14 protein-coding genes are annotated in these 16,929 nt (G+C 65.9%); 1 reads left to right on the top strand and 13 read right to left on the bottom strand.

Going from position 1 to position 16,929, the window contains the following annotated elements:
• Positions 1–89 precede the first annotated feature (89 nt).
• Genes pyrF through pyrR form a run of 7 tightly spaced genes read right to left on the bottom strand, consistent with a single transcriptional unit; the run spans position 90 to position 9,045 of the window.
• Positions 90–959 (bottom strand): orotidine-5'-phosphate decarboxylase, encoded by an 870-nt coding sequence (gene pyrF / locus AC1MCD_RS10480; protein WP_498671716.1) that lies wholly within the window; start codon positions 957–959, stop codon positions 90–92.
• Positions 952–4,290 carry a carbamoyl-phosphate synthase large subunit gene (gene carB, locus AC1MCD_RS10485; RefSeq protein WP_498671718.1) on the bottom strand — a complete coding sequence of 1,113 codons (3,339 nt, stop codon included), beginning with the start codon at positions 4,288–4,290 and terminating at the stop codon, positions 952–954. The genes pyrF and carB overlap by 8 nt, the downstream gene beginning before the upstream one ends.
• Positions 4,290–5,579, bottom strand: a complete 1,290-nt coding sequence (carA, locus tag AC1MCD_RS10490; protein ID WP_498678285.1) for a glutamine-hydrolyzing carbamoyl-phosphate synthase small subunit — start codon at positions 5,577–5,579, stop codon at positions 4,290–4,292. Before carA ends, carB begins: the two co-directional genes overlap by 1 nt.
• A complete protein-coding gene (locus tag AC1MCD_RS10495) occupies positions 5,560–6,081 on the bottom strand; it encodes a PH-like domain-containing protein (RefSeq protein WP_498671720.1) in 522 nt (173 codons plus the stop codon). The genes carA and AC1MCD_RS10495 overlap by 20 nt, the downstream gene beginning before the upstream one ends.
• On the bottom strand, positions 6,081–7,433 hold the full coding sequence (locus tag AC1MCD_RS10500) for a dihydroorotase (RefSeq protein ID WP_498671722.1): 1,353 nt from the start codon (positions 7,431–7,433) through the stop codon (positions 6,081–6,083). Before AC1MCD_RS10500 ends, AC1MCD_RS10495 begins: the two co-directional genes overlap by 1 nt.
• On the bottom strand, positions 7,433–8,461 hold the full coding sequence (locus tag AC1MCD_RS10505) for an aspartate carbamoyltransferase catalytic subunit (protein ID WP_498671724.1): 1,029 nt from the start codon (positions 8,459–8,461) through the stop codon (positions 7,433–7,435). Before AC1MCD_RS10505 ends, AC1MCD_RS10500 begins: the two co-directional genes overlap by 1 nt.
• On the bottom strand, positions 8,458–9,045 hold the full coding sequence (gene pyrR, locus AC1MCD_RS10510) for a bifunctional pyr operon transcriptional regulator/uracil phosphoribosyltransferase PyrR (RefSeq protein WP_190988306.1): 588 nt from the start codon (positions 9,043–9,045) through the stop codon (positions 8,458–8,460). The genes AC1MCD_RS10505 and pyrR overlap by 4 nt, the downstream gene beginning before the upstream one ends.
• Positions 9,046–9,144: 99 nt before the next feature.
• On the opposite strand from pyrR, the gene AC1MCD_RS10515 reads away from it, so the two are divergent.
• On the top strand, positions 9,145–10,413 hold the full coding sequence (locus tag AC1MCD_RS10515) for a PrsW family intramembrane metalloprotease (RefSeq protein WP_498671726.1): 1,269 nt from the start codon (positions 9,145–9,147) through the stop codon (positions 10,411–10,413).
• 20 nt (positions 10,414–10,433) lie between these two features.
• On the opposite strand, the gene AC1MCD_RS10520 is transcribed toward AC1MCD_RS10515, so the two are convergent.
• The 6 genes from AC1MCD_RS10520 to dhaL all read right to left on the bottom strand — a co-directional run bounded on the left by AC1MCD_RS10520 (position 10,434) and on the right by dhaL (position 16,896).
• On the bottom strand, positions 10,434–11,273 hold the full coding sequence (locus AC1MCD_RS10520) for a triose-phosphate isomerase family protein (RefSeq protein ID WP_498671728.1): 840 nt from the start codon (positions 11,271–11,273) through the stop codon (positions 10,434–10,436).
• A 9-nt stretch (positions 11,274–11,282) separates the two neighbouring features.
• The gene (locus AC1MCD_RS10525) at positions 11,283–12,641 is read right to left on the bottom strand and encodes an MFS transporter (protein WP_477708961.1); all 1,359 of its coding nucleotides are present in this window, start codon (positions 12,639–12,641) and stop codon (positions 11,283–11,285) included.
• Between the two features lie 160 nt (positions 12,642–12,801).
• Positions 12,802–13,566, bottom strand: a complete 765-nt coding sequence (locus AC1MCD_RS10530; protein WP_498671730.1) for an SDR family NAD(P)-dependent oxidoreductase — start codon at positions 13,564–13,566, stop codon at positions 12,802–12,804.
• A gap of 65 nt (positions 13,567–13,631) precedes the next feature.
• The gene (locus AC1MCD_RS10535) at positions 13,632–14,624 is read right to left on the bottom strand and encodes a 3-hydroxyacyl-CoA dehydrogenase family protein (protein ID WP_498671731.1); all 993 of its coding nucleotides are present in this window, start codon (positions 14,622–14,624) and stop codon (positions 13,632–13,634) included.
• A gap of 2 nt (positions 14,625–14,626) precedes the next feature.
• Positions 14,627–15,121, bottom strand: coding sequence for a ribose-5-phosphate isomerase (locus tag AC1MCD_RS10540; protein ID WP_498671733.1), 495 nt, complete (start codon positions 15,119–15,121; stop codon positions 14,627–14,629).
• A complete protein-coding gene (gene dhaL, locus AC1MCD_RS10545; RefSeq protein WP_498671734.1) occupies positions 15,118–16,896 on the bottom strand; it encodes a dihydroxyacetone kinase subunit DhaL in 1,779 nt (592 codons plus the stop codon). The genes AC1MCD_RS10540 and dhaL overlap by 4 nt, the downstream gene beginning before the upstream one ends.
• Between the last annotated feature and the right edge of the window lie 33 nt (positions 16,897–16,929).

Consider the following 16,929-nt stretch of genomic DNA (forward strand, 5'->3'; position numbering starts at 1 on the left):
TGTCCTGAAACTACCCTTTGGTGCCCTGCGAATCAATGGACGCCCGCATTATCCGGCTCCGCAAAAGCTTGAAGCCGCCTAACCCCGGGTTAACTTTCGCGGAGTCCGTCCAGCGTTCGCCGGGCCGCGGCCTGGAGCCCCTGGATACCGGGACCGGCAGCCAGGATGTCCCGGCTCGATGTTCCCAGCACCTGCGGGTACGCCGCGCCGAACGTTCGGCGAAGGTCGGCCGGCGTTGCGCCCTGCGCGCCCAGCCCCGGAGCCAGGATGGGGCCGCGGACGGCCTCCAGATCCAACTGCAGGTCTGTCAATGCGGAGCCCACCGTGGCGCCGACCACCAGTCCCACCGAGCCCAGTGGCCCTTCGTACCGGCCGTTCTCGGCTGCGGCCGCTTCGGTGATTCGGCGCGCCACCGAATCTCTGCCGCCAACGTGCTGGACGGAGGCCCCCTCCGGGTTGGAAGTCAGCGCGAGGACAAAAACGCCCCGCCCGTACTCCGCCGCCAAGTCCAGGGCCGGGCGGAGCGACTCAAAGCCAAGGTAAGGGCTCAGGGTCACCGAGTCCGCGGCCAGCGCCGATCCGTCCCGCAGCCAGGCGTCCGCGTAGGCGGCCATGGTGGACCCGATGTCGCCCCGCTTGGCATCCGCAATGGTGAGCACCTGGCCCTGCGCCGCGGCCAGCACTTCCTCCAGCACTGCCATGCCGGCCGAGCCGTGGCGCTCGTAGAGCGCCACCTGCGGCTTGACCGCGGCAGCGAGCGAGGCTACCGCCTCCAGGACGGTCAGCGAAAAGCGCCGCAGCCCGGCGGCGTCGTCGTCCAGTCCCCAGCTCTTCAGCAGCGCGGGGTGCGGGTCAATGCCCACACACAGCGGGCCGCGGGCAGCCATGGCTGCCCCCAGCCGGGAGCCGAAGGACTCCCGGACTGCGGCGGCTGCCGGTGTGAGACCGGACTCAGGCATTCTGCGCCACACGCGCTGCCGCGGCCTGTGCGTCTGCGGCCTGGGAGGCCGCCAGCGCAGCGGCATGCTCCTGGAGGCTGGTCACTGACCACTCGTACGTGCGCATGGCCTCGATGGCCTGCACCGCGGCGTTGATCTCGGCCACCGTGGTGATGCAGGGAATGCCGATGGACGTTGCGGCGGCACGCAGGGCATAACCGTCGCTGCGGGCTTCCCCGCCGGAGGGTGTGTTGAACACCATGTCGATCTCGCCGGCGATGACCAGGTCCGCGATGGTGCCTTCGCCTTCGGCGCTGCTGCCTTCGGCGACCTTGCGGACCGTGCTGGCCTGGATGCCGTTGCGGCGCAGGACATCGGCGGTGCCGCCGGTGGACACAATCTCGAAGCCGAGATCCGAAAGGCGCTTGATGGCCATGATGACCGCACGCTTGTCCCGGTTGGCCACGGAAACGAAGATCTTGCCTTCGGTGGGCAGGGCGTTGTTGGCAGCTGCCTGGCTCTTGGCGAAGGCGGTGTCGAAGTGCTTATCGATGCCCATGACTTCGCCGGTGGAACGCATTTCGGGCCCGAGCAGAGAGTCCACCACCTTGCCTTCCAGGGTGCGGAAGCGGCTGAACGGCAGCACTGCTTCCTTGACCGAGACCGGTGCGTCGAGCGGCAGGGTGGAGCCGTCGCCGGTCTTCGGCAGCATCTTGTACGCAGTGCGCAGCTGGTTGATGGTCACGCCGGTGCCGATCAGGGCCGCGGCTTTAGCCATCTGCACGCCGGTGGCCTTGGAGACGAACGGCACGGTGCGGGAGGCCCGCGGGTTCGCTTCGAGGACGTAGAGCACGTCCGAGGCCAGCGCGAACTGGATGTTAATAAGGCCACGGACGCCCACACCCTCGGCGATGGCCCGGGTTGCGGTGCGGACACGCTCGAGCACGTTGTTGCCCAGGGTGATCGGGGGCAGCACGCAGGCGGAGTCACCTGAGTGGATGCCGGCCTCCTCGATGTGCTCCATGATGCCGCCGAGGTACATGTCCGTGCCGTCGAAGAGGGCGTCGACGTCGATTTCGACGGCGTCCTCGAGGAACCGGTCGATCAGCACCGGGTGGTCCGGGGTGATTTCGGTGGCGTTGGCGATGTAGCGGGAGAGGTTGGGCTCGTCGTAGACGATTTCCATGCCGCGGCCGCCCAGCACGTAGGAGGGGCGGACCAGGACCGGGTAGCCGATTTCGTCCGCGATCTTCTTGGCGTCCTCGAAGGACACCGCGGTGCCGTTCTTCGGGGCGATCAGGCCGGCGTTGTCCAGGACGCGGGAGAATTCGCCGCGGTGCTCGGCGAGGTCGATCGCTTCCGGTGACGTGCCCAAGATGGGGACGCCGGCGTCGGCCAGTTGCTGTGCCAGCTTGAGCGGCGTTTGGCCGCCGAGCTGCACAAACACGCCCATCACGCCGCCGGTGCGCTCCTCAGCGGCGATGACCTCGAGGACGTCTTCGAGCGTCAGCGGCTCGAAGTACAGGCGGGTGGAGACGTCGTAGTCGGTGGAGACCGTCTCGGGGTTGCAGTTGACCATCACGGTCTCGTAGCCGGCCTTGCGCAGCGCCATGGAGGCGTGGACACAGGAGTAGTCGAACTCAATGCCCTGGCCGATGCGGTTGGGCCCGGAGCCGAGGATCAGGATGGACGGCTTGGAGTGCAGCGCAATCTCGTCCTCCTCGTCGTAGGACGAGTAGTGGTACGGGGTGTAGGCGGCGAACTCGGCAGCGCAGGTGTCCACGGTCTTGTAGACCGGACGGATGCCGAGGGCCTGGCGGACACCGCGGACCACGGCTTCGGAGTTGTGCGTCAGGGCACCGATCTGCTCGTCCGAGAAGCCGTGGCGCTTGGCGCGCTGGAGCATCTCCACGTTCAGGGAGCCGGCCTTGCGGATCTCGTGGGAGATTTCGTTGAGCAGCTGGAGCTGGTCGAGGTACCAGGGGTCAATCTTGGTGGCTTCGAAGAGCTGTTCCACGGTGGCACCGCCGAGCAGGGCACGCTGGACCTGGTGCAGGCGCTCGGTGGTGGGCCGCTTGGCCTTTTCGATGAGCTCCGGGACTTCCCATTCGGGGACGGAGCTGAAGTCCAGCTGCGAACCCTTCTGCTCCAGGGAGCGGAGTGCCTTCTGCAGGGCTTCGGTGAAGTTGCGGCCCATGGCCATTGCTTCGCCAACCGACTTCATGGTGGTGGTCAGGGTGTCGTCCGCCGCCGGGAACTTCTCGAAAGCGAACCGCGGGACCTTTACCACCACGTAGTCCAGGGTGGGCTCGAAGGACGCAGGGGTCTTCTGCGTGATGTCGTTTGGGATCTCATCCAGGGTGTAGCCGAGGGAGAGCTTGGTGGCGATCTTGGCGATGGCGAAGCCCGTGGCCTTCGAGGCCAGCGCGGAGGAACGGGAGACGCGCGGGTTCATTTCAATGACCACCACACGGCCGGTGTCCGGCTCGACGGCGAACTGGATGTTGCAGCCGCCGGTGTCGACGCCCACTTCACGGATGACGGCGATGGAGATGTCGCGCAGACGCTGGTACTCGCGGTCCGTCAGGGTCAGGGCCGGGGCCACCGTGATCGAGTCGCCGGTGTGGACGCCTACGGGGTCGAAGTTCTCGATGGAACAGACGACCACGACGTTGTCGTTCTTGTCGCGCATCATCTCGAGCTCGTATTCCTTCCAGCCGAGGATGCTCTCTTCGAGGAGCACCTCGCTGGTGGGGCTGTACTGCAGGCCCTGGCCGACGATGCGGCGGAGGTCACCTTCGTCATAGGCCAGGCCGGAGCCCAGGCCACCCATGGTGAAGGAGGGCCGGACCACCATCGGGTAGCCGAGGTCTTCCGCGGCCTTGAGGGCCTCGTCAATGGTGTGGATGATGTGGCTGCGGGCCGATTCGGCACCGCAGCGTTCCACCACGCCCTTGAACTTTTCGCGGTCCTCGCCCAGCTCGATGGCGGCGATGTTGGCGCCGATGAGCTCCACGTTGTACTTTTCCAGCACACCGTTCTTGTCCAGTGCGATGGCGGTGTTCAGCGCGGTCTGGCCACCGAGGGTGGGCAGGATGGCGTCCGGCCGTTCCTTCGCGATGATCTTTTCCACCACCTCGGGGGTGATGGGCTCGATGTAGGTGGCGTCAGCGAACTCGGGGTCGGTCATGATGGTGGCCGGGTTGGAGTTCACCAGGATGACCCGGAGGCCCTCCTCCTTGAGGACACGCAGGGCCTGCGTGCCGGAGTAGTCGAACTCGGCGGCCTGGCCGATGACGATCGGACCGGAACCAATGACGAGGACGCTCTTGAGATCTGTACGTTTCGGCATTACTTCTTGTCCTCAGTCTTGGAATCGGTGGTGTTCTTTGCGCCATTCTTGGTGGCCGACATCAGGTCGATGAAACGGTCGAACAGGTAGGCGGCGTCGTGCGGGCCTGCGGCCGCTTCCGGGTGGTACTGGACCGAGAAGGCAGGGATGTCCAGGCACGCGAGGCCTTCCACGACGTCGTCGTTCAGGCTGACGTGGCTGACCTCAACCCGGCCGTAACGTTCCTCGGGGGCCCGGGTGGCGCCGTCGAGCGGAGCGTCCACGGCGAAGCCGTGGTTCTGGGAAGTGATCTCCACTTTGCCGGTGCGGCGGTCCATCACGGGCTGGTTGATGCCGCGGTGGCCGTAACGGAGCTTGTAGGTTCCGAAGCCGAGGGCACGGCCCAGGATCTGGTTGCCGAAGCAGATGCCGAAGTAGGGCAGTTTCTCGTCCAGGACGGAGCGCAGCAGCTTGACCTGGGCGTCGGCGGTTGCGGGGTCGCCGGGGCCGTTGGACATAAAGAAGCCGTCCGGGTTGACGGCCTTGACGTCGTCAAGGGTGGAGGTGGCGGGCAGCACGTGGACCCGGACGCCGCGCTCGGCGAAGCGGATGGGGGTCATGGCCTTGATGCCGAGGTCGATCGCCGCGATGCTGAACCGGGCGTCGCCGTCCCAGCCGTGGTCCTTGGGTTCAACGACGTACGCCTTGTCGACGCTGACTTCCTCAGCCAGCCGGGCGCCTTCCATCGGAGCGCTGGCCAGGACGGCGTCCACGAGCTCCTTGTCCGGGGCCTTGGCTGCGTCGCCTGAAAAGATTCCGGCACGCATGGTCTTGTGTTCGCGCAGGTGCCGGGTGATCGCACGGGTGTCCACACCCTGGATTCCCACGATGCCCTGCTCAACGAGCTCCTCGTCGAGGGAGCGCTCGGAGCGCCAGTTGGACGGCCGCCGGGCGGCGTCGCGGACGACGTAACCGGCCACCCAGATGCGGCGGGACTCGGCGTCGTCGCTGTTCACACCGGTGTTGCCGATGTGCGGCGCGGTCTGCACCACGAGCTGGCGGGCATAGGAAGGGTCCGTAATGGTTTCCTGGTAGCCCGTCATGCCGGTGGCGAACACCGCCTCGCCCAGGGCCGTGCCCTGCGCGCCGTAGCTGGTGCCGCGGAACATGCGGCCGTCTTCAAGGACCAGCACCGCCGGTGCGGGAAGGGCTGTTGCGGCCGCGGTCTCTGCCTGTGGTGCTGTTTTTGTCACTACTGCTTCTGACACTTCGTTGGAGTCTGTCACTGTCTTACTTTCCACTCTGGGGATCGGCCTGGGAAGCTGCGGCGATCAATTGCTGAAGGGAGTCATAGAGGGCATCCTTGTCGGCGGCCCTGCGGGTCCGGAAGCCGGTGTCCAGGGTGTGGGTCCCGAGGTCCCACGTCAGGACCAGCAGGCCGTCCTTTTCGACGAACTTGCCCGCCATTCCGCTCTCCTGCCGGACTGCGGTCAAGCTTTCGGCCGGGATGTAGACGGCCGGGGCGCCGGAGCGGTCCAGGAGGACGCCGTGGGGGTACACGCTGAGGACGGCGTTGGTCCGGATGCCGAGGCTGTGCACCGCGATCCGGTCGAGCCAGTCACCGGCGGTGGTGGAAACAACGTACTGGCCTTCGGCCCGGGCGCTTGGCACACCGGGTTCCATGGGCACCTCGGGCAAGGGCTCGACTTCGGCCTGCCGCCTGAGGCGGTTCCGCCAGCCGAACCCGATCATGACCAGCACAACGGCGATGATCGCCGCGGTGCTGAGCAGTGTGAGCATTTGGGTGTCCATCAGGAGGCGCCTGCCGCAGCCGGCGCCGCTTCCCGGTAAGGCGTGTTGAGCTTGCCGTCCAGGACGGTGGGGTGGCCCTTGTAGAAGGTGGCCACCACCTTGCCCGGAAGCTCCAGGCCGGCAAACGGCGAATTGCGGCCCATGGTTGCCATCTTGGCAGGATCCACAGTCCAGCGGGCAGCCGGGTCCACCAGGATGATGTTCGCAGGCTCGCCGGCGTCCAGCGGACGGCCCTGGTCAGCCAGGCGGCCAATCCGGGCAGCTGCGGTGGACGTCACCCGGGCGAAGTCGGCCCAGGTCATCAGGCCGGTCTCGATCATGGTGTGCTGGACCACGGACAGGGCTGTTTCGAGTCCGGTCATGCCCATCGCCGCCTGCGCCCACTCGCATTCCTTGTGCTCGCTGGGGTGCGGGGCGTGGTCGGTGCCCACCACGTCGATGGTGCCATCGGCCAGGCCGGCGCGCAGTGCCTGCACGTCGGCGTCAGTGCGCAGCGGCGGGTTGACCTTGTAGACGGGGTTGTAGCTGCGGACCAGGTCATCGGTCAGCAGGAGGTGGTGCGGGGTGACCTCGGCGGTGACGTTGATGCCGCGTTCCTTCGCCCAGCGGATGATCTCCACGGAACCGGCGGTGGAGACGTGGCAGACGTGCAGGCGGGAGTCCACGTGCTGCGCCAGCAGCACGTCGCGGGCAATGATGCTCTCCTCGGCAACCGCAGGCCAGCCGGTGAGTCCAAGGACAGCGGAAACCGCACCCTCGTTCATCTGGGCGCCGGCGGTGAGGCGCGGTTCCTGCGCGTGCTGGGCCACCACGCCGTCGAACGCCTTCACGTACTCCAGGGCGCGGCGCATCAGCACGGGGTCGTGGACGCAGATGCCGTCGTCGGAGAACATCCGCACCTGCGCGCGGGAATCGGCCATGGCGCCCAGCTCGGCGAGCTGTTCCCCCGCCAAGCCAACGGTCACGGCGCCGACGGGGCGCACGTCCACCCAGCCGGCGGCACGGCCCAGGCTGTGGACCTGTTCCACCACACCGGCCGTGTCGGCCACCGGGTTGCTGTTCGCCATGGCGTGGACGGCGGTGAAGCCGCCCAGGGCTGCGGCGCGGGTACCAGTCTCGACGGTTTCGGCGTCTTCGCGGCCGGGCTCGCGCAGGTGGGTGTGCACGTCCACCATGCCGGGAAGTGCCATCAGGCCGGCAGCCTCGATGACGGTGGCTCCCTTGGCGTCACTGTGGTTTGCCGCTTCGGCACCCCTGGCTGCAATGACGCCGTCACGGATGAGCAGGTCCTCGGCGTCGCCGCCCAGGATGGCCGCACCCCGGATCAGGTACGTTCCGTTGTTGTCTGCCATTAGTTGGTCTCCTCTGTGGAACGGGCTGTGTTGGTGCGGGCTTCGCCCACCGAGGCGGCTGGTTCGCGGGTGTCCCCGGAGAGCAGCAGATACAGGGCGGCCATGCGGACCGAGACGCCGTTGCGCACCTGTGCGAGCACGGTGGAGCGGGGCGAATCGGCTGCGGCCGCAGAAATTTCCAGGCCCCGGTTCATGGGGCCGGGGTGCATGATGATGGTGTCCTTCAACCCGAGGGTGTCCAGTGCGCGGAGCCGGTTGTCATCAAAGCCCCAGCGGCGGGAGTATTCGCGGGTGGACGGGAAGAACGAGGCGTTCATCCGCTCCCCCTGCACACGCAGCATCATCACCGCATCGACCCCCTGCTCGAGGGTTTCGTCCAAGTTGTAGCTAACCTTGCACGGCCAGTGCTCGACGCCGATGGGCAGCAGGGTGGGCGGCGCCACGAGGGTCACCTCGGCGCCCAGGGTGCGGAGCAGCCACACGTTGGAGCGGGCAACCCGGGAATGCAGGACGTCGCCGGCGATAGCCACCCGCATCCCCTTGAGGTCCGCACCGATGGACTTTTGGCCGGACAGCCTGGCCCAGTGACGGCGCATGGTGAAGGCGTCCAGAAGGGCCTGGGTGGGGTGCTCGTGTGTGCCGTCGCCGGCGTTGATCACGGCGGCGTCAATCCAGTCGGTGGCGGCCAGCCGGTGCGGTGCGCCGGAGGCCCAATGACGGATCACGACGGCGTCAGCACCCATCGCTGCCAGCGTCTGGGCCGTGTCCTTGAGGGATTCGCCCTTGGAGACGGAGGAGCCCTTCGCGGCGAAGTTGATGACGTCGGCGGACAGCCGCTTGGCGGCGGCTTCGAAGGAGATCCGCGTGCGGGTGGAGTCCTCGAAGAAGAGGTTCACTACCGTGCGGCCGCGCAGGGCCGGGAGCTTTTTGACCTCGCGGTCCCCCACGGCCGCCATTTCTTCGGCGGTGTCGAGGATGCGGATGGCGTTGGTGATGCTGAGGTCTTCGGTGGAGAGAAGGTGTTTCACGCGCCGCCCTCAATGACCACTTCGTTGACCTTGGCACCGTCGGCGGCGGAGTCTGTTTCCTCAAGCCGGACCCTGACCTTCTCGGCGGAGGAGGTGGGGAGGTTCTTTCCCACGTGGTCGGCCCGGATGGGGAGCTCACGGTGGCCGCGGTCGATCAGCACGGCAAGCCTGACGATCCGGGGACGGCCGAGGTCGATGATGGCGTCCAGGGCGGCCCGGATGGTGCGGCCTGAGTACAGGACGTCATCGATGAGCACCACAACCTTGTTGTCGATTCCCGTGCGCGGGAGCTGGGTGGGGTACGGCGGCCTGGTTGGCTGGTGTGAGAGGTCGTCGCGGAACATGGTGACGTCCAACTGACCGACAATTTCCGCGGCGTCCACGGTGGGGTCCGCTGCTGCGATCTTCTGAGCAAGGCGGAGCGCCAGCGGGTAGCCGCGGCGCGGGATCCCCAGCAGGACCAGGTCCTTTGAACCTTTGTTGGCTTCAAGGATCTCATGGGCGATACGAGTGAGGGCACGGTCAATATCGGCCTGGTTGAGGACAACCCTGGCTGGAACCGGTGCGCTTGTGACGGAAGTCAACGCTCGTCTCCCCTTTCCCCGCCTCACAGGACGGAATTAAAAAAGGATCATGTGCGGTTCAAAATTACCACATCGGCGGCGGGCACTAGGCTTTCCCCTATGTCCACCAACCCTTATCAGCAGGGCCCCGGCCGGCCCGGCGGGCCTGCCGGACCCCGCGAACCTTTCCCGGGCCAGGCCAACCCCAGCTGGATGGGCCGGATCGAGCCGCAGTACTACCGGCCCGCGCCCGGCACCCAAGCTGCTCCCCTGCCCGCCCTGGGTCCTCCGGAACCCCGCCGTGACGGCGCGGGGATGCGGTCCGGCGGCCTGCTTGCCCTCACCATAGGCGGCGCAGCCCTTGCTTTCCTGAGCCTCCTGCTGGTGGTGCCCTTCCTGGTGGCGAGCACCGGTGTGGGCGGGTTCATGGTCGGCTTTGTGGTGTCGCTCATACCCCTGTCCGTTGTTCTGCTGACCGTGCACGCGATCGACCGCTGGGAGCCTGAACCGAAGCGGCTGCTCTTCTTTGCCTTTACCTGGGGCGCGGCGGTGTCGGTGGCCGTGACGCTCCTGATCCAGCCGTTTTTCGCCCTCACGTTCCAGTTCAGTGACGTTGCCGACCTGCCGACCTACATGGCCACGGTCCAGGCACCCGTCGTGGAGGAATTTGCCAAGTCCTTGGGCCTGCTACTGCTCCTGCTCCTGGCCCGGAAGCACTTCGACGGCCCGGTAGACGGCGTGGTGTTCGCGTTTACCATCGCCGGCGGCTTCGCGTTCACCGAGAACATCCTGTACTTCGGCCGGGCTATTGCCGAGTCCGCAAGCCCGGCCAACGGCCTTGCCCAGGTTTTCCTGCTTCGCGGCGTGATGTCGCCGTTCGCGCATGCCATCTTCACCGGGACCACGGGCCTCATCATGGGTTTCGCCGCCCGGCGCTGGCACCCCGGAGCCTCCGTGCTGGCATTCTTCATCGGCCTGATCCCGGCGATGCTGCTCCATAACCGCTGGAACAGCATGGGCGCTGGATTCCTGGCCGAGTATGTCCTCATCCAGGTGCCGATCTTCGTGCTGGCAGTGGTGGGGATTATCCTGCTGCGCGTGGCAGAAAACCGGCTCACGCGCCAGCGGCTCATGGAGTACTCGGCCGCCGGCTGGTTCAGCCCCGCCGAGGTGGAATTGCTGGCCACACCCCGCGGGCGGCGGACGGCACTGCACTGGGCGGCCGGCTACCACCGCCGGCCGCAGATGAAAGCCTTCCTGCACGCCGCCACCCAGCTCGCCTTTATCCGCCAGCGTATCCTCAGCGGCCGGGACGTCCCGCTGCATCAGGCCGAGGAGAAGCAGCAGCTGCAGCGAATCCTGTCGCTGCGCGCCGCCGTCGCGGGCTGAGCCCGCTCCTTCATCCCCGCCTATGTCAGTTGGGAATCTTCGGGCAATGCACTCAGTGATAATGCTTCATCGAGCACTTTGCCGAAGTTCTGCGCATCGTGGGCGAACCGGCCCAGAAAGAGCCCCGCGACGCCGTCGAGCATTGGCAAAAGCCCTGGCTTCGCCGATCCCCCGTAGATGATAGGCAGCTTGCCCAGATCACTGCCTGCCTCGTTCGAATGGGCGGAAAGCAGGGACCGTAGCGTACGCACGACGGCGGTGACGTACTCTGCACCGGCGGACTCCGCCGCGCCAATGGCCCAGACCGGTTCATAGGCGATAACGAGCCTGGACGCCAGGTTCCAATCCCTGCCGACCGCCCCCGCGATTTGTTCATAGACGAAACCGGCCGCATGATCTGCCCCGGTCCCGCCCGTGTCATCGAGGGATTCCTCGCCCACGCACAAGAGGGGGGTGGTCCCGGCATTGTCCGCCGCCTTGACCTTCAGGGCGATCATGGCCGTGTCCTCGCTGAAGTGCATTCGGCGTTCGGCGTGACCGATCTCCACGAGGCGTACGCCCAGCTCCGCCAGGAGCGACGGAGACACCTCACCCGTCCATGGGCCGTCCGCCCAGCCGCAGTTTTGCGCGCCCAGCAGGAGGGGTGACCCTTCCACAACACTCCGGGCGGCCGGGAGAACCGGGAAGGAAGGAATCACAAACGGGACTACCCGCCCGGCCGAGAGGGCCGGACGGGAGTCCACTTCATGCTGGATGCGAGCTAGCCAGTCCAGGCAGTCCCGGTACCCCATGTACATTTTTGTGCTGACGCCGATGTACAGGGTCTCCGGGAAAACGACTTGGTTGCTGCAATCAGTCATAGCGCCGGGTCACTTGTCGTCAAGCAGATCGTCCGCCTTGTTGTTGAACCTCTTCGTGGCATACATCATGATGGCCGCCACGAATGGAAGCACACCCAGCGCGTAGACGCCCATGGTGCCGGTGTCCGATGCGGTGACCTCGTTGACTGTAGTCCTGAGGATGGGAGCGACGAAGCCACCCAGGTTACCCAGCGAGTTGATCAGGCCGATTCCGGCAGCGGCCGCTGTCCCGGTGAGGAACGCCGTCGGGTAGGACCACGCGATGGGACCAATCGAAAGGAAACTGCATACTGCGAGGGTGATGAAGATGATGCCCAACGCAGGAAGATGGTTGGCGCCCGCCCAGGCGGAGCCGAAGATGCAGAGGCCGGTGGAGAGGAACAGCCCCGTGCCCCATACTCTGCGGCGCACAATCGTGTTGGCCGCTTTGCCAATGAAGTAGCAGGCAAAAATCCCGAAGAACCAGGGGATGGCCGCCATCAGGCCGACCGCGAGGCCCACTTTCTGCCCGGTCAGCTGCGCCACCTGCTGCGGCAGGTAGAAGGTGACACCATAAACTGCGATCTGCAGGCAGAAGTAGATGGCCGTGAAGTACCAGACCTTGCCGTTCTTCATGGCGGCAAGGACACCCCGCGGACCGGACTCCTCCTTGACGGTGTCCTCCAGTGCCATAACGTCCAGGAGCGCCTTCTTTTCGTCCTTGTCCAGGAACTTGGCGTCCTGCGGGCTGTTGATCAGGAAGAAGTACGCGGCAATGCCTGCCACGACTGCGAGCGAACCTTCGACGAAGAACATGACCTGCCAGCCGTGAACGCCGGGGACCTGATCGCCGATGTTGATGAGCCAGCCGGAGAGCGGTGCGCCCATCATCTGGGAAAAGGGCTGGGCGAGGTAGAAGATGGCAAACATCTTGACCCGGACCTTATTGGGGAACCAGGCCGCCAGGAACATGATGACGCCCGGGAACAGTCCGGCTTCGGTGACGCCCAGCAGGAACCGCAGGATGATGAACGAGGTCTCGCCCTGGACGAACGCGAAACACGCGGACACGATGCCCCAGGTGATGGCGATGCGGGCCAGCCACACCTTGGCGCCAAATTTAGTCAGCAGAAGGTTGGATGGGATCTCGAACAACGCGTAGCCGATGAAGAAGATGCCGGCGCCCAGCGCATATGCGCCGGCCGTAATGCCTTTGTCCATTTCCAGCGCTGCCTCGGCAAAGCCAACGTTCGTGCGGTCCAGGAACGCCACGACGTACAGGATGACGAGCATCGGCATGAGCCGGAAGGAGGCTTTGGAGATCGCCGATTTGAGAACCGGTGAATCCAGTAACTCCTTAGTGGCGGACGTTCCAGTGTTGACAGTCATTCAAAACTCCTCATTGAGCCAGTGTGCGAGCAAATCAGATGGGGGTGATGGAGCGATTAGAAGGAGAAAGCGATGAGCGCTGCGCCTACCAGGCAGGCGATAACGCCGACTGCCAGGTAGATTTTGCGTTCCTTGGTCCAGGAGCCCATGGTGGTCCTTCCTAGTGCATGTAGAGTCCGCCATCCACATTCAGCGTCTGGCCGGAGATGTAACCGGAGTCCTCGCTGATGAGGAAGGCGATGGCTGCTGCGATGTCGCGCGTGGATCCAACCCGATTGACCACGAGGTCCTTGGTGAGTTCGTCCTTGCGTTCCTGGCTGAGGGTGCCGCCCATGATGTCGGTGTCGATGGGGCCCGGGGAGATGGCATTGACGGTGATGTCGTACTCCCCCAGTTCACGCGCCGTCGAGCGGGTCAAACCGATCACGCCGGCCTTCGCCACGGAGTACGGAGTCTTGGAGAAGGTGCCGCCGCCGCGCTGCGCGGACACGGAGGAGATATTGACGATGCGCCCGATCCGGTTCTTCACCATGGACTCGGCCACGCGGCGGGTGGCGTAGTGGACGCCGTTGAGGTTGATGCTCAAAACGCGGTCCCATTCGGCAGCGTCCAGTTCCAGGTACGGAACCGGCGAGCTAACGCCGGCGACATTTGCCAGCGCAACGATTTGCGGAAGGTTCGCTTCGATCTCGTCAATGGCCTTGCGGACGGAAGCTTCGTCGCCGACATTGGCGCCCACGCCGTGTGCCTGCACGCCGTACTGCGCGGCAAGCTCCTTGGCGGTTGCCTTGCACAGGGCGTCGTCGAGGTCGATGATGCCGATGTTCCAGCCCTGGGCCGCCAGGTAGTTGACGGTGGCGCGGCCGATGCCGCGTTCGGAAACGGCTCCGGTGACGATGGCCGTGCGTTCTGCGGGGAAAGTCATGATTGCTCCTGGGGTATGGCGAAAAGGGTCCCTGCCTGGCGGTCATGCACCAGCAGGGCTGGTGCCTAGTGGATCGGCGCGGGGCCGAGGTCTTCGATCAGTTTCTGCATGGCCACGTAGGCCTTGTTCCGGTACGCGATCAGTTCGGGCGTGCGCTCTGCCGGCACGTTCAGGAAGCCGGCGCCCGTCTTGGTGCCCAGCTTCCCGGCTTCCACCAGGTCCGTGAGGATCTTCGGGGTGGCGAACCGCTCCGGGAACTCGGTCTGGAGGGACTTGTAGCAGAAGTTGTAGACGTCCAGTCCGGCCATGTCCGCGATGGCGAACGGGCCAAAGAACGGCAGCCTGAAGCCGAAGGTGGTGCGGACCAGGGTGTCCACGTCGTCCGCCGTCGCGATTCCCTGCTCCACCAGCTGCGCGGCCTCGTGGAACAGCGCGTACTGCAGGCGGTTGAGCACAAAGCCGGTGACGTCCTTGACCACGGCGGTCTGCTTGTTGGCAGCGTGCACCAGGTCGCGGACGGCGCCTACGGTAGTTGCCGAGGTGCCGGCGTGAGGGATGATCTCGACGCCCGGAATGAACGGCGACGGGTTGGAGAAGTGCACGCCCAGAAACCGTTCCGGGTTGGTGACCGGCTCGGACAGCTCAGCGATGGAGATGGTGGAGGTGTTGGAGCCGATGATGGCGTCGGGCCGGGCGGCGGCGCTGATGCGGGCCAGCGTCTGGTGCTTGATGGCGATGACTTCGGGGACGGCTTCCTCGATGAAGTCCGCGTCGGCCACGGCTTCCTCGATGTCCTTCGCTGCCCAGAGGTTCTGCTTCAGGATTTCGGTGGAGCCGGCTGGGAACAGGCCGTCCGCCACGAACTGGTCCGATTCGGCAAGGAGCCTGTCATAGTTGCTCTGCGCCACTTCGGCGGACACGTCGGCCAGTGCCACTCGGGCGCCGCCGAGAGCCAGGACCTGGGCGATCCCGCCGCCCATGTAGCCGGAGCCGACGACGGCGATCTTCCGGGCGCTGTTTACGGCTGCCGCGTTGGGAGTGCTTACTGTTTCGGTCATGATCAGACTGCCTTCGTGTATTCGGGTTCGTAGGAGCAGATGGCGTCCACCTTGGCGGCGGAAGATGAGGTCGCATCGAAGCGGTAGTCGAGCCATTCACCAACCAGCTTCTTGGCCAGTTCCAGGCCAATCACCCGCTGGCCCATGGTGAGGACCTGCGCGTTGTTGCTCAGGACCGAGCGTTCCACGGAATAGCCGTCGTGGGCCGTGACGGCGCGGATCCCGGGAACCTTGTTGGCCGCGATGGCCACGCCCAGACCGGTTCCGCAGATCAGCAGTGCACGGTCCGCTTCGCCTTCGGCCACTTTGCGGGCGGCGTCAACGGCGACATGCGGGTAGGGAGTTGAATCGTTCGCGCCCACGCCGATGTCCACGACGGACGCGACACGGCTGTCGGCTTCGAGCAGTGCTTTCAGAGCTTCCTTGTATTCGACGCCGGCTTCGTCGTTGCCGATGACAATGCGCCATCCTGCCGAGTTGCTGGGGGTGTTGCTCATGCTTCTGCTCCATTTCCGGCCGCCGAAGCAGCCAGCTGGGAATCATTCAGTGGGGAGTTGGTCAGTTGGGATTCGACGTAGGCGGAGACGCGCGCGGCGATCAGTCCGAAGGAGACCGCGCCGGGATCGGGATGGCCCACGCTCTTTTCGGCCAGCGGCCGTGCCCGGCCCTTGAGCGGCCGGAGCGAAGCGGTGGCATCAGCGGCTGCCTGTGCAGCTGACGCCGCGGAGGCGAGGGCTTCGGCTACCTGGGTGTCGCCGTCGAGCGTGGACAGGAAGGTGTCCTTGTATGGAAGCAGCGCATCCGCCATGGTCTTGTCCCCCGGTTCGGCCTTGCCCAGTTCTGTAATGGCGTCCACAAAGGCGGTGACGGCTGCAGCCGCATCGGCACCGCGGTAGGCGTCCTTGTTGCCGAGCGCAAGACCCGCGGCGATCACCGCGGATCCCCAAAGCGCCCCGGACGTCCCGCCGGCCCGTTCGCTCCAGGCCTCCCCCGCGGAGGTGAGGACGCGCTCCACCGAAAGCCCGGCCGCGGAAGTCGCCTGTGCTGCCGAGACGGCCGCGTCCACGCCGCGGCGCATGCCGATGCCATGGTCGCCGTCGCCCGCGATGGCGTCCAGGTTGCCCAGTTCCTCTTCGTGCTCGACGACGACGTCCTGTACTTGGGCGAGCACGGCGGCTGCCAGCCGGCCCAGGTCAGCTGCTGCCGGCGTCGTGTCTTCCACGTTGCCTGCCACAGCGTCTTCCGGTGCGGCCAGTTCGCGGTGGGCCCGCGGTGCCAGGTTGCCCTTGCGGAAGGCCGGGGTGTCTGCCGGCGCTGCCCAGAGCTCTTCGAGTTCGTCGTCCAGCCAGAGCAGGGTCAGTGAGAGCCCGGACATGTCCAGGCTGGTGACCAGCTCGCCGCATTCGGGTTCCACCACGGTCAGGCCGGCAGCGGTAAGGAGCTTTTCGATCTTGCCAAAAAGCAGGAACAGTTCATCGTACTTAACCGTGCCCAGACCGTTGACGATGGCCACCACGCGGTTCCCGGCGTCCTCTGGCTTGTCCACTAGGAGCTTGGAGACGAGGAGGTCGGCGAGTTCGGATGCGGTGGGCATGGGGTGTTCGGAAATGCCCGGTTCGCCGTGGATGCCCAGGCCCAGCGACATCTGCCCTGCGGGCACGTGGAACAGCGGCGCGTCTGCTCCCGGCAGGGTGCAGCCATCGAACGCCACGCCCAGGGAGCGGGTGCGGTAGTTCGTGCGGATGGCCAGGCGCTCGACGGCGTCGAGGTCCAGTCCCGCTTCGGCAGCGGCGCCCGCGATCTTGAACACTGTCAGGTCGCCGGCGATGCCGCGGCGCTTTTCGATCTGGTCCAGCGGCGCACTGGCGATGTCGTCGGTGACCAGAACGGTCCGCGTTTCGATGCCTTCCGCATTGAGGCGCAACTGGGCCTGGCCGAAGTGGAGAACGTCACCGGCGTAGTTGCCGTAGCTGAGCAGCACGCCGCCGCCGGCGTTGGATGCCTTGGCCACCCGGTAGACCTGGCCGGCCGCCGGGGAGGCAAACATGTTGCCGCAGGCGGAGCCCGTGGCGAGGCCGGGGCCAACCAGTCCTGCGAACGCAGGGTAGTGGCCCGAGCCGCCGCCTACCACCAGTGCAACCTGTCCGGCAGGCACCTCGGTGGAGCGGACCACGCCGCCGTCAACGCGGGCAACGTAGCCGCGGTTTGCTGCCACAAAGCCGTCCAGCGCCTCATCCGCGAAATCAGCGGGGTTGTCGAAGATCTGGGTCATGGTTTCCTCATCGAATTTGTGTGGAGAAAGTAA

The sequence above is a fragment of the Arthrobacter sp. BF1 genome, assembly GCF_056680215.1.

Bases quoted from the DNA above. Each gene is read 5' to 3' on its own strand.
- pyrF (WP_498671716.1), bottom strand. From the start codon at position 959: ATGCCTGAGTCCGGTCTCACACCGGCAGCCGCCGCAGTCCGGGAGTCC.
- carB (WP_498671718.1), bottom strand. From the start codon at position 4,290: ATGCCGAAACGTACAGATCTCAAGAGCGTCCTCGTCATTGGTTCCGGT.
- AC1MCD_RS10495 (WP_498671720.1), bottom strand. From the start codon at position 6,081: ATGGACACCCAAATGCTCACACTGCTCAGCACCGCGGCGATCATCGCC.
- AC1MCD_RS10500 (WP_498671722.1), bottom strand. From the start codon at position 7,433: ATGGCAGACAACAACGGAACGTACCTGATCCGGGGTGCGGCCATCCTG.
- AC1MCD_RS10515 (WP_498671726.1), top strand. From the start codon at position 9,145: ATGTCCACCAACCCTTATCAGCAGGGCCCCGGCCGGCCCGGCGGGCCT.
- AC1MCD_RS10520 (WP_498671728.1), bottom strand. From the start codon at position 11,273: ATGACTGATTGCAGCAACCAAGTCGTTTTCCCGGAGACCCTGTACATC.
- AC1MCD_RS10525 (WP_477708961.1), bottom strand. From the start codon at position 12,641: ATGACTGTCAACACTGGAACGTCCGCCACTAAGGAGTTACTGGATTCA.
- AC1MCD_RS10530 (WP_498671730.1), bottom strand. From the start codon at position 13,566: ATGACTTTCCCCGCAGAACGCACGGCCATCGTCACCGGAGCCGTTTCC.
- AC1MCD_RS10535 (WP_498671731.1), bottom strand. From the start codon at position 14,624: ATGACCGAAACAGTAAGCACTCCCAACGCGGCAGCCGTAAACAGCGCC.
- AC1MCD_RS10540 (WP_498671733.1), bottom strand. From the start codon at position 15,121: ATGAGCAACACCCCCAGCAACTCGGCAGGATGGCGCATTGTCATCGGC.
- dhaL (WP_498671734.1), bottom strand. From the start codon at position 16,896: ATGACCCAGATCTTCGACAACCCCGCTGATTTCGCGGATGAGGCGCTG.